General features: G+C 52.1%; 10 protein-coding genes. 5 read left to right on the top strand and 5 right to left on the bottom strand.

Annotated features, from left to right (window positions below; genetic code table 11):
• Positions 1-41: 41 nt before the first annotated feature.
• Positions 42-920: an MBL fold metallo-hydrolase gene (locus IB286_RS04840; protein WP_223826127.1), complete on the bottom strand. Its 879-nt coding sequence runs from the start codon at positions 918-920 to the stop codon at positions 42-44.
• 124 nt (positions 921-1,044) lie between these two features.
• Between IB286_RS04840 and IB286_RS04835 the strand changes: the two genes are divergently transcribed.
• Entirely contained in the window at positions 1,045-3,309 is a 2,265-nt protein-coding gene (locus IB286_RS04835; RefSeq protein WP_190763058.1) for a TonB-dependent receptor, read from the top strand.
• A 17-nt stretch (positions 3,310-3,326) separates the two neighbouring features.
• Entirely contained in the window at positions 3,327-4,724 is a 1,398-nt protein-coding gene (locus tag IB286_RS04830; protein ID WP_317889702.1) for a PepSY-associated TM helix domain-containing protein, read from the top strand.
• A 35-nt stretch (positions 4,725-4,759) separates the two neighbouring features.
• Here the strand turns inward: IB286_RS04830 and IB286_RS04825 are convergent, their stop codons facing one another.
• From IB286_RS04825 to IB286_RS04815, 3 genes are all read right to left on the bottom strand, one after another.
• On the bottom strand, positions 4,760-6,145 hold the full coding sequence (locus tag IB286_RS04825; protein ID WP_190763056.1) for an MATE family efflux transporter: 1,386 nt from the start codon (positions 6,143-6,145) through the stop codon (positions 4,760-4,762).
• A gap of 211 nt (positions 6,146-6,356) precedes the next feature.
• A complete protein-coding gene (locus IB286_RS04820) occupies positions 6,357-8,720 on the bottom strand; it encodes a TonB-dependent receptor (RefSeq protein ID WP_190763054.1) in 2,364 nt (787 codons plus the stop codon).
• A gap of 235 nt (positions 8,721-8,955) precedes the next feature.
• Entirely contained in the window at positions 8,956-10,566 is a 1,611-nt protein-coding gene (locus IB286_RS04815; protein WP_190763052.1) for a class I adenylate-forming enzyme family protein, read from the bottom strand.
• 173 nt (positions 10,567-10,739) lie between these two features.
• Between IB286_RS04815 and dapE the strand changes: the two genes are divergently transcribed.
• Entirely contained in the window at positions 10,740-11,891 is a 1,152-nt protein-coding gene (gene dapE / locus IB286_RS04810; RefSeq protein WP_190763050.1) for a succinyl-diaminopimelate desuccinylase, read from the top strand.
• Between the two features lie 173 nt (positions 11,892-12,064).
• Here the strand turns inward: dapE and IB286_RS04805 are convergent, their stop codons facing one another.
• Positions 12,065-12,853, bottom strand: coding sequence for an SDR family oxidoreductase (locus IB286_RS04805; RefSeq protein ID WP_190763048.1), 789 nt, complete (start codon positions 12,851-12,853; stop codon positions 12,065-12,067).
• A 110-nt stretch (positions 12,854-12,963) separates the two neighbouring features.
• Here IB286_RS04805 and IB286_RS04800 point away from each other — a divergent pair, with 110 nt between their 5' ends.
• Together IB286_RS04800 and IB286_RS04795 are read left to right on the top strand one after the other, a co-directional pair.
• Complete coding sequence (locus tag IB286_RS04800) at positions 12,964-13,647, top strand: hypothetical protein (RefSeq protein WP_190763046.1); 684 nt, start codon at positions 12,964-12,966, stop codon at positions 13,645-13,647.
• A gap of 16 nt (positions 13,648-13,663) precedes the next feature.
• Positions 13,664-14,830, top strand: a complete 1,167-nt coding sequence (locus IB286_RS04795) for a cation:proton antiporter domain-containing protein (RefSeq protein WP_190763044.1) — start codon at positions 13,664-13,666, stop codon at positions 14,828-14,830.
• Positions 14,831-14,893 lie beyond the last annotated feature (63 nt).

Raw genomic sequence — 14,893 nt, 5'->3', positions numbered from 1 at the left:
AAAAACACGGTATGGCTCGCGCCTCAAATTCGGTTAAAAACTTAAATCAGAACCCAGTGACCGCCACTTTCCTGCGCCCGCCCCTCTTTTTGCAATTTGAGCAAATGCGCCCAGAGCGACAGCTTGGCAATTTCATGGATGGCAGGATCAACATCGTTATAGGCGTGCACCACCAAATCATCGAGATTACCCGCTAGCTGCTTCAGCACCCCAACAATTTTATCTTCGCGACCCTGCCGGTGTTTGATCAGCCCCTGAATTTCCTCAACAGGTGTTTCAATTACGCTGCCGTGACCGGGCGCCAAAGCCTTAACCGGATAATCCAGCAGTTTTCTTAGCGAGGCCATATAGTCAGCCATATCCCCCGCCGGCGGAATAATCACCACGGTAGAACCCTGCATAATATGATCGCCGGTAAACACCGTGCCGCTGGCATCATGTAAAAAACAAAAATGATTATCGACATGGCCGGGAGTGTGAATCGCGCGAAGTGCACTGCCATCATCCAGAGCGAATACATCATCGTGTTCAAGGTGGTGATCAGGATCAAACGCCGTGTCCTGATGGCCGTCATCAGCAATTACCCGACCCACCAAAGGCACCTCAAAACGCTCCGCAAGATGGCTCGCCGCCGGCGAATGATCCGGGTGAGTATGAGTGACCACCACTCGCTCTAGACTTGCACCTTGTTCTTGCAAGGCCTTTGCGATGGCATCCAAATGAGCGTCGATGGCTGGGCCGGGATCGATCACCGTAAAACGCTTTTCACCCAGCAAATAGGTATTAGTGCCGGGGCCAGTCATGATGCCGGGATTGGGAGCAATCAGCCGGTGCACACCGGGGCGCAGGGTTTGAAAAACAGAGGGGATCATGCGTTGAATCACTTCAATCATAGAGGGGGTAAATATAACGTTGAACAAATGTTACGCCAAGCCGAGGTATGACTAAAAACATTCTGGCCACCGCGACAATATGTCGCATTGCACCGATTCTCAATTGCAATAAACTCGCGCCCGTTATTAAAAGGGCTTGTGCGAGTTATTCATGAATTATAAAAAATCTATCCTGCTAACAACGGCTATTTTTGCATTAAATGCCGCCCATGCAGAACACAAAGATCGACTTGAACACGTACAAGTCTGGGCCGAAAAAAAAGACAGCCGTGCCGCCAACTATACCAACCCTACCAGCGTATTGACGCCTGAAGATCTAACTAGCGTCAACATTGCTACCACTGAGGATCTCGTCAAATACGAGCCCAGCTTAATCATCCGCCGTCGTTTTATTGGCGATTCTAACGGCACGCTGGGTATGCGCGGCTCAAATATGTTTCAAACCTCGCGCTCTATGGTGTTTGCCGATGGCGTACCGCTGCATTACTTCTTGCAATCACGCTGGAATGGCGCGCCGCGCTGGACTATGGTTTCCGCGAGTGAAATCGCCCAAGTAGAAGTGATCTACGGCCCATTTTCAGCCGAATACAGCGGCAATGCGATGGGCGGCGTGGTGTTAATTGAAACCGCCATTCCCCAAGAACAAGAGCTTCATCTTGATGCCAGCTATTTTGTGCAGGATTTTGATGCCTACGGCTTTGATGACTCGGTAAGCGGTTTCAAAACCTTTGCCTCCTATGGCGATAAAGTCGGCGATCTGAGCTACTACATTTCCTATAACCATCTGGAAAATGAGTCCCAGCCACAATCCTTCTATTACGGCGGTGGCAGCAGTGGCGGCGGTACGCCAGTGAGCGGCGCAATTCGGAGTAATGATGAGCGCGGTAATAGCCGCCTGTTTTTTGGTGACACTGGCATCATCGACTCCACCACTGACAATGTAAAATTCAAGTTGGGCTACGACTGGGCAAACTGGTCCGCCCTGTTAAACCTAGCCTTTGAAGATCGCAACTCCGTGGCCGACTCACCAAACAGCTATCTTCGTGATGCCAGTGGCAATACCGTTTGGAGCGGCAATTTCAGTCAGAACGGCCAAGAATTTTCTGTCCCCTCCAGTCGGCTCAATGTCAGCGAACAAGACCGTGAAAGCCTGTCGATTGGACTGCGAATCAAGGGCGAGCTCACTGAGCAACTACGACTTGAAGCCAACCTCAGCCAATTTGATATTCTCGAAGACGAGACTCGCAGCTCAGCCACCAACCCTAACAATCCCAGTTTTAATGGCAGTGGAGAAGTACTGGATTACGATGACACCGGCTGGAAAACCGCTGAAATCAAACTGATTGCCAGCGATATTCTCGGCGAAGGTTTAGACATTATTGCCGGCCTGCGCCATGAGCAATACCGCCTTAATACCGCCGTGTACGATTCAGACAATTACGCAGCGGGCAGTAAAACAGCAAAGACCAGCGCCAGCGGTGGCGAAACCCAAATTAACGCCGCCTTTGTGCAACTTAATTGGGATATTAATAGTCACTGGAACGCCTCCATTGGCGGGCGTTATGAGGAATTTGAAAGCCAGAATGGCTACTTTACCAGTGACGACCCTGCGACACCCCAGCTCGACGAGCTTGCCGTGCCCGGCAACAAGGAGAGCCAGTTCTCGCCCAAGTTCTCTGTGGGCTTTACCCCAGACAATCCATGGACACTGCGCTACTCACTGGCCAAGGCCTACCGCTTCCCAATCATTGAGGAACTCTTCAGCCAGTATCAGGCTTACAACGCCATTAGCCAGTCGAACCCTGATCTAAAGCCGGAAGACGGCCTGCATCACAATATTATGATTCAGCGCGATATCAGCGGGGGTTATCTCCGCGTCAACCTGTTTGCCGAAACCATCAAAGACGTCATCGAATCGCAAGCAACTGTACTTCCCGGCGGCAGCTCTGTACGCACCTTTGTTCCCGTTGATGAAGTGGAAATTCAGGGTATCGAATTGATTGCTAACATCATGGATGTGCTGCCAAAACTGGATATCCGTTTTAACGCCACTTACATTGATTCAGAAATTGTGGAAAATGCCGCAGACACCTCTCTGGAAGGCAATACCTTTACCCGCATGCCGGAGTGGCGCGCTAACCTAATGGCGACCTATCGGCTAAATCCCGCTTGGGATATTGGCGGTACGGTGCAATATGCCAGCGACAGTTTCGGCCGTTTGGATAATACCGACCGAGAAGACAATGTGTTTTCGGCGCAAGATGGCTATTTACGGTTTGGCTTGAAAAGTGGCTATCTGATTAATGACAACACCCACGTTTCTGTCGGCATTGACAATCTTACCGATGAAATTGCCTACGTTGCCCACCCTTGGCCGGGACGCAGTCTGTATCTGAATATTTCCTACGATTTATAATATTGGAATCCTGAGCCGTGATAACGCCTGCGCAGAATAAACCAAGCAGTACAACTAGTAGTACAACTAGCAGTAAAGCTAACAGCGCAGCAGCAGCGCTGTATCGCCGCATTTGGCGCTGGCACTTCTACGCTGGGTTTTTTTGCCTGCCTTTTGTGCTTACGCTTTCCGTCTCGGGCTTGATCTATCTGTTTAAACCGCAGATAGATCAGTGGGTGGAGCGACCTTTTCAGCATTTAGAAATCACCGAGAACCGCCACACTCCACAGGCGCAAATTGATGCCGCCATAGCCAGCCTGCCCGGCAGTAAACTCGTCAGCTATCAGTTACCGGATCACGAAGCTCAAGCCGTCGTCATCAATCTTATTGTTCAGGGTGAGCAATGGCGGGTTTACCTCAATCCCTATAATTTGGCCGTTTTAAAAAGCCTACCCTTTGAAAGTCAGTTTATTCGTCAGGTCAGAACCTTCCACGGTGAACTGCTGGCAGGAAATATTGGCTCGGTATTGGTTGAGCTGGCAGGCTGCTGGGCAATTATATTATTGGTCACCGGCCTGTACTTATGGTGGCCGAGAAATCGTCGTGGTCTAGCGGGCATACTGTATCCCCGCTGGCGAGCAGGCGGCCGAATTTTCTGGCGAGACATCCATGCGGTAACGGGCATCTGGATCGCGGCGGTCACTCTGTTCTTCCTGATCAGCGCCCTACCCTGGACACTGGTTTGGGGCACCGCCTTCAAAGAAGTTCGGCAATGGCACAAACCTAGTCTCACTCAAGATTGGAGCAGTGGCCGCAGCGCAGAGCGCCAGCTTGCACAGGCCAGTGGCGAGCATATTCACCACGGCTCAGCACCGATGCCCAGCCCGGTACTCCACCAAGCCATTCTGAACCAAGCTCAGCGACTAAACTTTACGTCACCGGTAGAGATTTCAGCCAATGCAGAGGGCAACTGGAAGATTAGCTCCCAGACGCAAAACCGCCCAAAACGGGCAGACGCCGTTGTGGATGCACAAAACGCCACACTGCTCTCAATTCGGCAGTTCGAGCAAAAACCATTGTTAGACAGAATTATCGGTATTGGCGTTGCCGCGCATGAGGGGCAGCTCTTCGGTTGGCTAAACCAGCTGATTGGAGTACTTACTGCGCTGGGCCTGATTCTTATCTCAATCAGCGGCTTTATAATGTGGCGCACTCGAAAACCAGACGGTCGGCTGGGCGCGCCCGCAGCGTTTCAGGGCTCAGAAGGCGAAGAATTCACGGTTGCCGTTTTTCCAAAACCGCTACTCGTCACACTGATTTTTCTGGCGCTGTTTTTACCCTTAGTGGGAATTTCTGTCATTGTGTTACTGATCTTTGAACGCGCCGTTGTCACTCAATTTCCAGGCTTTCAGCGCTGGCTAGGCATAACAAACTAAACCAATTCCCTTTAGGCACGGAAACTTGTGGCAAATTAAGAAGAAAATGGTAAATGCTGCAAGCGCCAGCGCAGTCGTAAGCCTAATAGAATTGCCGCACTGGTGAGTCCGGCAAACAAACCCAACCAGAAGCCGCTGGGCCCCATCGCTGGCACCAAAAGATCGGTGACGGCCAAACAATACCCTATCGGAAAACCAATGCCCCAATAGGCAATCAAGCCCATCAACATCGGCACCTTTGTATCTTCAAAGCCGCGCAAACAACCGTTGGCGGTCACCTGAATAGCATCAGAAATTTGATACAGGGCAGCAAATAACAAAAGGTAACTGGCCAGCGCGATAACCTCGGGGTTATCGGTATAAATATGGGGGATGCCGTGGCGGAAAACGACCAGCAAGATTGCCGCAGACACACCGATACACAGGGTAATCTGGAAAGCGACACGGATAGAGATACGCAATCCGTCGATATCTTCACGGCCGCGGGCATTGGCAATTCTCGCCGTAGCGGCCAAGGCAAAACTGAGCGGCAGCATAAAAATGAGCGAAGTGAAATTGAGCGACAACTGATGCCCCGCCACCACCTCGGCACCAGATTGAGAAATCAGCAAGGCGATCACCGAGAAAATACTCACCTCGAAAAAAATCACCATCCCCACTGGCAGTCCCAGCGTAAAAAGATAACGCAGAGTGGGCCACTCAAATTCTAAAGGCCAAAAACGCAAACGCTGATTGGCATAGGCTTTATCGAACAACACATAAAGCAGCATTAATATGCACATCAACCACATTACTGCCGCCGTGGCCCAGCCACAGCCAACGCCGCCCAGCGCAGGAAAACCGAGCTTGCCGTAAATCAGCGTGTAGTTAATAGGGATATTTGCCAGCAGACCAATCACACTGATCCAAAGTACCGGCCGGGTGTGACTCATGGATTCTGAATAGCTGCGCAGGCCCAAGACAATAGCAATGGCGGGCATACCCCAACTCAGGCCTTTAAGGTAATCGCGCACCATCGGCTGCATGGCAGCATCGACATCCATCCATACCAATAGCGGCTCGGTACTTCTGAGCAGGACAAATGCCACCAAGCCCGTTACCGCACACAGGTATAAAACCTGATGCATGATGGGACTGATGCGCTCCTTGGCACCTGCGCCAAGATTACGCGACAACACCGAGGTCGCACTCATTAAGAGGCCGGTCATAAACAGGAAAATCGGCACCCAAATGCTGGCACCCACCGCCACCGCCGCCAAATCTAAGGCCGACACCTGCCCCGCCATGACCGTATCGACAAATCCGTTCGCCGACTGCGCGAGCTGACCGCCGAAAATCGGCAGCGCAACCTGCAGCTGGGTACGCAACTCTTGGCGGCGAGCCGCCGCATTAGCTGCAGAAGTGGATTGAGGAACGGACATGACTTGGCCTGACAATAAAACTCGCGGCGCACTCTAGCCTAGCTCTGGCGCAACCGCAAACTACGAGTGGAACCACTGATTAATTACTGCGTTTGCAATCTCGATCGTCGGCGGTGCTCGAAATGCTCATTTATTCGCATATAAATTCCGCTTTCTGTGCTCCGGCGCCAACCAATCTTGCTGCACTCGCTACATTAATCATGCGGTTCCATCAAAGCTGGAGTTCTAGCAAAAGGCCGGAAACCCGTGGCGGCACTTGGGCGGTCATACTGTAGGTTTGCTTGCGGCTGGGCACAATGGGCGCAAAGGCCGAGCCGAAGACATCATCGTGATCTTCAAGATTTTCAACAAAACCTTCGAGCTTCCAGCGGGCGTCCTGGCTTTGCCAGATCAAACGAATATCGGTATTGCTAAACGCCTTCACCCGATCGATTGGATTACCCAAACCCCGGCGATCCATTTCATCTCGCCAAGCGACTTTAAGCTGCGGAGTGAGGCTGCCAAGCTCACCTAAATCAAAACGGTAATTGGCCAGCAAAGTGGCCGAGTATTCCGGTGCTGCGGTTAATTGCGCCCCGCTGAAATCAAAGGGATTTTCGGCGGTACAGCCCGCTTCGGCGCCGGTGTTTTCCCGTGCGGGGTCGGTGCCACAATATTCGTCATAGGTTGCGTCGGTCCAGGCAAAACTCGAACGAATTGATAGCGCTTCCATCGGCGTCCACTGCAACTCAAGCTCAAGACCATTAATGGTCGCCTCAGCGGCATTTTCGGTAAGCACGCCGCCCGGAGTGATCTGGCTAACTTGTAGATTTTGATAATCGTAGAAAAACGCCGCCAAACTCAGTTGCAGGCTATTTTGCAGAAACGCGGTTTTCCAACCCGCTTCCCAAGCGTCCAGCAATTCCGCATCAACCGGATTCTGGATCACGGTATTGTCGACCACCACGTTTTGGGCAAGCCCCGGCTTGTAACCGCGAGAAAATTTCAGATAGAGCATACCGGCATCGCTGTAAAACCAACGCGCGCCCAGCTCGCCAGTGGTTTCGACAAAATCAGCGAATTTTTCAATATCGCGCTCACTCACCAAACTTACCGGCCCCACCGCTAAAGCTGGAATCGTGGCTTCAATATCATTGCCGCCTACATTCTGATCAAAGTCATCCCAGTTTTGGCGCAAGCCCAAACTCAGTTCAATATTCGGCCCATCAAACAACTGGGCAAGACTCATATTTAGATTGGCAAACAGCGCCCGACTTTCATCAATAGTGCGCTGGTCGTCGATAAACACACGGATATTGGCCATGGTTTCGGGGAATGCGGGCAACTGTGAAACAACCGAGGCCGGCGAGATAAATTCCCGCACGAAGATTTCCATATCCCGCTGCTCCAGATAGCGAAACCAGAACGCGCCCAGCAGCCAGTCAAAACCGTTGTCGTTATTAGAGACAAAACGCAGCTCGGCGCTGCGGCGAATATCCGGCTCCATATAATTATGGCCGTCAAGAATCGGCTGTTCGGTGCCGTCGAGGTCATACACGGTATGCACTTTACGGCGCTGCTCGCCCGCCAAGAACACCGCATCAAAATCCCCTAACAACGGCACCGCGTTAAACGACCAGGTCAGATCGCCATCAATACGCGTGAAATGGTCGTAAGACTCCCCCAAATACTGAGCAGCACTGGCGCGCACTTGCAGCAGATCGTCTGGCAAGGGTTTGGCGCCCAGCTCTTCGAGCGTGCCACTGCGGCGGGTAGCCAAGGACGGCGTTAATACCAAATCATTTCCATGGGGATTGTTTTCGTAGCGAATAATGCGCAGGCCAAGATTGAGATTGTCGACCGGCTCGCTGGTGAAATACGCACGCAGAAAATGCTCATCGACATTGCCCGGATCCTCTTCCGGCGGCGCGTCCAGATTATTTAAGCTACCATCCATCTTGCGCGCCATTACGGCGAATCGGGCCAATAAGCCCGAGTTTCCCTCGCCCAATAGAGGAATATTGGCGAAGGCGCGGATCTGCTTATCTTCTAGGCTGGAATAACGCAGGTCACCACCTGCGCCGAACTCGGCTTCTGGCTTGCGCCATTTGACATTGATGGCACCGGCGGTGGCATTGCGACCAAATGCTGTGCCAGAGGGGCCGCGTAAAACTTCAATGGCAGACAGGTCGTAATAGGGCTCGCCACGCATCGCCAAAAACATATCGTTGATATGAAAGGCGACCGGTGATGGCCCATCCCGGCTGCGGGCAATCCCGCGAATCGACACTTCATCGCCGCCCGGTTCTTGGCGCTGCACCACCATGCCCGGAATCAAATCTGCAAGGCTGCGAAAGTCCTGAATATTATTACTGGCAATGGTATCGCCAGAGACTGCGGAGACACTGCCCAGCACGTCCTGTAGTGATTCGCTGCGCTTGGAAACGGTAACGCGCACCTCTTCTATCGCTAAACCCTGTTCGGTATGACTGGGCAACACTTTGCGTTCTGTCAGCTCAGTTTCAGCTTGAACCGCCAGCGCAAACAGCAGCGATAAGCAAAACGCAGCAAAGGAAAAAAAGGGGGGGCGACACATCGTTATTATTAATCTCAAACAATAACGCCAAGCTCCGCTTTGACCTAGCAAAGCTGAGTGTGGCGTGTGAAATAACAGAGCGGGCCAATACTACACTAAGCTGCTCTTAGGCCGCTAATAAACGGGCTAATAAACACAGTGTCGGAGAGTTTTTAAGAGGGCGCACATAAAGGTAATTATGTGCCATAGCGTTTGTGGCAGCGAAAACGTACCGCCACCACAAACACTAAAAAGACTAAGCTATGGCGGGCATTGCATCCGCCATTTCGCGAAGTTTGTTTTTGGCGACTTTTTCCAGCGTGGCGCGGGGCAAATCGTCGACAAAATACACGGCGCGAGGCACTTTGAAATCCGCCAGATTTGCCTTGCAGTGGTCGATAATCGCCTGTGCAAAAGCGGCTTCATCTTCCGGCGCACCCCAGCCTTTAATCACAAAAGCGACCGGCACCATATCCAGCATATCGTGGGATTTCGCCACAATCGCCACTTCGCCAATGCCACCGCCCGGCACCTGCATACACACCTCTTCCACCTGTCGGGCAGAGACATTTTCGCCGCCAACCTTGAGGGCATCCTTATCGCGGTCAGTGAAATAGAAATGACCGCCCTCGCCCACATGCACCATATCACCGGTTTTAAACCAGCCATTGGGCGTAAACGACTTGTCCATCGCCTCAGGATTTTTGTAGTACTCGAGGAAAATATTTACGCCGGGAATACCGTGTACCCACAATTCACCAATCTCGCCTTGCTTACACATTTCTCCGGTTTCCGGATTCACCACCGCAAGGTGATAACCGGGAGTTGGTTTACCAATAGAGCCCTGCGGCCACTCTTGGGTAAAGTCTGAGCGGGTGGCGTGAGTTACGGTTTCAGTCATACCCCAACTGGCGAAGGGTTCCGCCTTCAGCCAACCGGCAATCTCTTTCCAGATAATGCCCATTGGCATAATTTTCAAGCTGTGCTGCTCTGGCACCGCTTCCATGGCAATGGCTTTGAACACAAAGGGGATCATTGAACAGTGGGTCACCTGATGCTTGGCGATAACCTCCCAAAACCGGCTGGCGGAAAACTTGGGTTGTAATACCGCCGTACCGCCCACACCCAGCGCGCCCCAAAATGCCCAGCTCTGACAGTTAACATGGAAAAACGGCAAGAAGCCCAGATACACACTGTCGGTATCCATCGACATACTTGCCGAGCCCATTTTGCCAGACCACAGTGCATTGGCGTGGGTATGCACCACCGCTTTGGGCAGCGAGGTTGTCCCGGAGGTAAACATGATACCCGCCGGCAGCAATGGTTCTGCCGGGCGAGATTGGAAACTCGCCGCCTCGGCGTACAGGGTTTCAAATAACGGAAAGCTGTGGGCTTCTTCGGCAACTTCTCCAGAATTATCTGGAGTCACCACAATCCAGCCCACGTTCTTGGCGTTGTTCTTAATTTCTTCCGCAAACTTGGGCTGGGTGATCACACCCACCGCCTCGGTGTGCGCGGCAAAATATTCAATCTCGCCACCCACACAACGAGTATTGGTGGTAACGCCCACCGCACCAACCTTGGCACAGGCATACCAGGCCAATACCATTTCTGGGCAGTTTTCGGCGTGAATCATCACCTTGTCGTGTTTTTTTACACCCTTGGACTGCAGGCCCGCCGCAATCTTGGTGGTTTCTTCATCAAAGGTTTGATAACTCCAGCGCTGTTCTTCACCACTGCGCGGCTCCCAAATCATGAAAGGATGATCGGGTTTGGTCTGGGCCCAGTAGCGCAGCCGTGAGGGAATATCCTGATCAGCAAAATCAAAGGCCGCAGCGCCCGCGTTTAAGTCCAGATCGAAAGCCATGCTCCACTCCTGATAATTATTTTGTGGGTATTAATTGGGTCATTTTACAAGCGATACTACGCCGCCCCTGTAACGCGCCCTATGACATTTCCACTCAAGCCACTGGCAAATGTGCGCCGTTCCCGGCAGGCTGCTAGAATGCGCGAAATTTAACGAACATAAGCCCGAATTTCATGAGCGATACTTCTCCTAATCTGCCCTCTGCCACCCTTGAGTTAGCCTGCCAACTCATTGCCCGCCGCTCGGTCACTCCCGATGATGATGGCTGCCAGGCGCTGATGATGGAACGCCTTGCCGCGATTGGCTTTCAATGTGTGCGTTTGCAATTTGGTGAAGTGGAAAACTTTTGGGCCGTGCGCGGCGATGCCGGCCCAATTCTGTGCTTTGCCGGCCATACCGACGTGGTACCCACCGGGCCAGAAGCAAACTGGCAACTCGCGCCTTTTGAGCCACAAATTGTCGACGGCATGTTGTGCGGGCGCGGTGCTGCGGATATGAAAGGTAGCCTCGCCGCTATGGTCACTGCTTGTGAGCGTTTTGTTGCGGCTCACCCCAATCACGACGGCCGCATTGCTTATTTAATTACCAGCGATGAAGAAGGCCCCGCCGTGAATGGCACGGTAAAAGTGGTGGAATGGCTGGAACAGCAAAATGAAAAAATTACCTGGTGTGTGGTTGGTGAACCCTCGTCAACCAATACCGTAGGTGATGTTATTAAAAACGGCCGCCGCGGATCACTGGGCGCAGAGTTAACCGTAAAAGGCGTTCAGGGCCATGTAGCCTACCCTCACCTAGCCAAAAACCCGATTCATTTGGCGGCACCCGCGCTGGCCGAATTAGCCGCTGAAAAATGGGACGACGGCAACGATTTCTTCCCCGCCACCTCATTTCAAATTTCTAACATCAACGGCGGCACCGGCGCGACCAATGTGATTCCCGGCGCGCTGGATGTGGTATTTAACTTTCGCTTTTCAACCGAGCTGACCGCTGAAGATTTAAAAACTCGCACGGTAGCCATTCTCGACAAGCACGGTTTGGATTATGAAATTAAGTGGAATTTGAGCGGCCAGCCGTTCCTGACCGCCGAAGGCCCATTGGTTGAAGCCGCCCAACAAGCCATCAAAGAAGTCACCGGCACAGCCACGGTGCTTTCAACTGCGGGCGGCACGTCTGACGGGCGTTTTATTGCCCCCACCGGCGCGCAAGTGGTTGAACTCGGCCCAGTGAATGCCACCATTCACAAGGTCGACGAACGCATTAGCGCCGCCGACCTCGATACTCTCAGCGAGATGTATGAAGGGATTCTTAAAAAGCTCTTATCGTAATAAACCGGTGATTATTCATTCACGTTACGAGCGACGCAATATTAGCTGCCGCCGGAGCACAGGATGCGGAGTTCGCCTAAAGCGCCTACTGTTGGTATATGTTAATAAATGAGCAATCCGAGCACCGCCGGTAGCTGATAGTGTGAGCGCAGTAGTGAATGATTAATCACCCGCTAATGGGGAATATAATCCCCCCCATTAACATCCAACGCCGCTCCGGTCATCGCCCGCGAATAATCTGAGCCAAGGAAAATCGCCGCCTTGGCGCAGTCGGCATCATCAGGGATCACCCGCAGCGGAATATTTCCCGCCACCGCCGCTTTTTGTTCTTCAACCGATGGCCCGCCATTGTCAGCCATGATCTGGAAATAACCTTCTACTGAAGGCCCCCACATCCAGCCCATATACGCTGAATTTACGCGAATATTGTAAGGCCCAAGCTCTAAAGCCAGATGCGCAGTCGCGCTGGCCAAGGCCGCTTTTGAGGCGCCGTAACCCGCTTGGGTCGGCATCGGCTTGCGAGTCACCATCGTGTTGATCATCACAATGGCACCGCCGCCTTGCGCTTTCATATGCGGAATCACTTCCAGCGTCAGCCCCATAGTGCCGAAGAAATTCACATCCATCGCCGTGCGCCAGCCATCTAGCTGCGCGTGTTCAATAGGCGCAAAATCACCGGGGTTGTAAGCGCTATTGATCAGCACATCAAGGCGACCAAACTCAGCGATAGTTTGCTCAACTAGGGCTTTGCATTGCGACTGATTGGCAATATCCGTAGGCACTTTTAATACGGGGTTTTGCAAACCTTCTGCGCGAATGAGTCGCTCCGCATCGTCTAATTTACTAACTGTGCGTGCGCACATCACCACTTTGGCGCCCTGTCTGGCGGCCTCTAGTGCCAACTCTTGCCCAAGTCCGGGACCAATACCCGAAACCAGTACCACCTTGTCTTTAAGTAGCATAAAAGTTTTCCTATTATTGTTTAGGCTTATCCTAGCCAAGCCACAAGAGCTCAGATACCACCCATTGGGGTGAGAGCAACTAACTGCAAACTCGTACACCAAGGTTTTTTATGCGTCATTTTTTAATCCTCCTGCTTCTTATCAGCCCAACCAGCTTCGCCGGCGTTAATCTCGGCGTACAACTTTCTACCTTTGGCGGTGGCTTGGAACTGGGTTGGAATCCTTCGGATTTTTGGCAGTGGCGAGCGGGCAATCTCCACGGTGATCTAAAAATCGATTTCCAAGGCGAAAACAATAACGGCGTTGAGGGCGATGAACTCAGCTATAACAGCGATATCAGCCTAAAGAACTTCTATGTCTTTGCTGACTGGCACCCCAGTGGCAAATATTTCAAAGTGAGTGGCGGCCTGATTCTGAACAGTAGTGAAGCCAATATTATTACCCGCTGCGATGCCAGCTCTCCCTTTCCCGGCGCGGCCACATGCGAATTCGGCTACTCTCGTTTTTCACCTACCGTATTGGGCGAAATTCATACCGCCATTGATTTCGCCCCCGTTGCACCCTACCTCGGCATTGGCTGGAGTAAGAACGTAGAGCGAGGCTTTAATTGGGGCATTGATCTTGGTGTGGCTTACGTGGGCGAAGCCAATGTGTCGATCAGATCAACCGGCAGTTGTGATCAAACCGCGGAATGCCGCGAGCAAATCGCGCAAGAAGAAGAGGAAGTTAAAAACGAACTGAGTGATTATGAATGGCTGCCGCTGGTTAAACTGGCACTAGCGTACCGCTTCTAATTGTTAAGGCTGGAATATGGAGCACGAATTAACCACATCCTTTTTTCTGATTTTTTCCGGTGCGGCGCTACTGGCGTCCATCGCACTGGTCACCCGGCAGCCGCTGTTAATTGCCTATATCGCGCTAGGAGCGCTGATTGGCCCCTACGGTAGTGGCTGGGTAACGGATACCAATCTTTTGGCTGAAATCGCTGAATTCGGCATTATTTTCCTGCTATTTCTGCTGGGGCTGGATATGCAGCCCAAATCCCTGATCGCCACCCTGAAACAAGCCACCTTTGTCGCTCTGCTCAGTTCCTTAGCCTTTTTGGCAATTGGCTATCTGGTGGCGATTAATTTCGGTTTCACCCAAACCGAAGCGGCTATTGTTGGCGCCGCCATGATGTTTTCCAGCACCATTATCGGCATCAAACTACTGCCCACCACCGTTCTCCACCACAAACACACCGGCGAGCTAATGGTGGGCTTGTTGCTAATTCAAGACATGATCGCCATTGTGGTTTTGCTGGTGTTATTCAGCATGAGTGAGGGTCAATTCTCCGCCAGCAGCCTGTTTAAAACCGGCCTCTCTCTACCCTTAATTGTGGCCGCCGCCTTCGCCGGCGTGAAATTTATCCTACTGCCATTGCTGCAGCGCTTTGACCGCTTTCATGAATATATCTTTCTGGTCGCCATTGGCTGGTGTATGGGCATTGCCGAGCTGGCAAAAATCAGCGGCTTATCACTGGAAATGGGCGCGTTTATCGCGGGCATTAGTCTGGCCACCAGCCCAATCTCCCAATACATTGCCATTAGCCTAAAGCCGCTGCGGGATTTCTTTTTGATTCTGTTTTTCTTCTCGCTTGGCGCCCGCTTCAATCTGGGTTTACTGGGCGAAATTTACATCCCCGCCTTGGTCTTGGCCGCGCTATTACTGGCTCTGAAACCCGTTATTTTCCGCTACCTGATTCACGGCATGTCTGAAAGTAAAAATCTGGCGTGGGATTTGGGCTTTAGAATGGGGCAAATCAGCGAGTTCTCACTGCTGATTGCCTATGTGTCGGCGGAAATGATGCTGATTGGGCAGGCAGCATCGCATTTGATACAGGCTACCGCCATCCTGACCTTTATTGTCTCGTCTTACATCGTAGTGCTGAATTACCCCAGCCCGATTGCGATCTCCGACAAACTTAGACGAGACTAATAACAAAATTTTAGGCATTAAAAAGCCCGCGAATGCGGGCCTTTGGCTTAGCTTTTACGAATA

Origin of the sequence: Spongiibacter pelagi (assembly GCF_014705705.1) — a bacterium.
In the GTDB taxonomy this organism is placed as follows: Bacteria; Pseudomonadota; Gammaproteobacteria; order Pseudomonadales; family Spongiibacteraceae; genus Spongiibacter; species Spongiibacter pelagi.
The sequence above is the reverse complement of the archived record's forward strand: the minus strand, read 5'-3'. Positions and strand labels throughout refer to the sequence as shown.

Bases quoted from the DNA above. Each gene is read 5' to 3' on its own strand.
- IB286_RS04835 (WP_190763058.1), top strand. From the start codon at position 1,045: ATGAATTATAAAAAATCTATCCTGCTAACAACGGCTATTTTTGCATTA.
- IB286_RS04825 (WP_190763056.1), bottom strand. From the start codon at position 6,145: ATGTCCGTTCCTCAATCCACTTCTGCAGCTAATGCGGCGGCTCGCCGC.
- IB286_RS04820 (WP_190763054.1), bottom strand. From the start codon at position 8,720: ATGTGTCGCCCCCCCTTTTTTTCCTTTGCTGCGTTTTGCTTATCGCTG.
- IB286_RS04815 (WP_190763052.1), bottom strand. From the start codon at position 10,566: ATGGCTTTCGATCTGGACTTAAACGCGGGCGCTGCGGCCTTTGATTTT.
- dapE (WP_190763050.1), top strand. From the start codon at position 10,740: ATGAGCGATACTTCTCCTAATCTGCCCTCTGCCACCCTTGAGTTAGCC.
- IB286_RS04805 (WP_190763048.1), bottom strand. From the start codon at position 12,853: ATGCTACTTAAAGACAAGGTGGTACTGGTTTCGGGTATTGGTCCCGGA.
- IB286_RS04800 (WP_190763046.1), top strand. From the start codon at position 12,964: ATGCGTCATTTTTTAATCCTCCTGCTTCTTATCAGCCCAACCAGCTTC.
- IB286_RS04795 (WP_190763044.1), top strand. From the start codon at position 13,664: ATGGAGCACGAATTAACCACATCCTTTTTTCTGATTTTTTCCGGTGCG.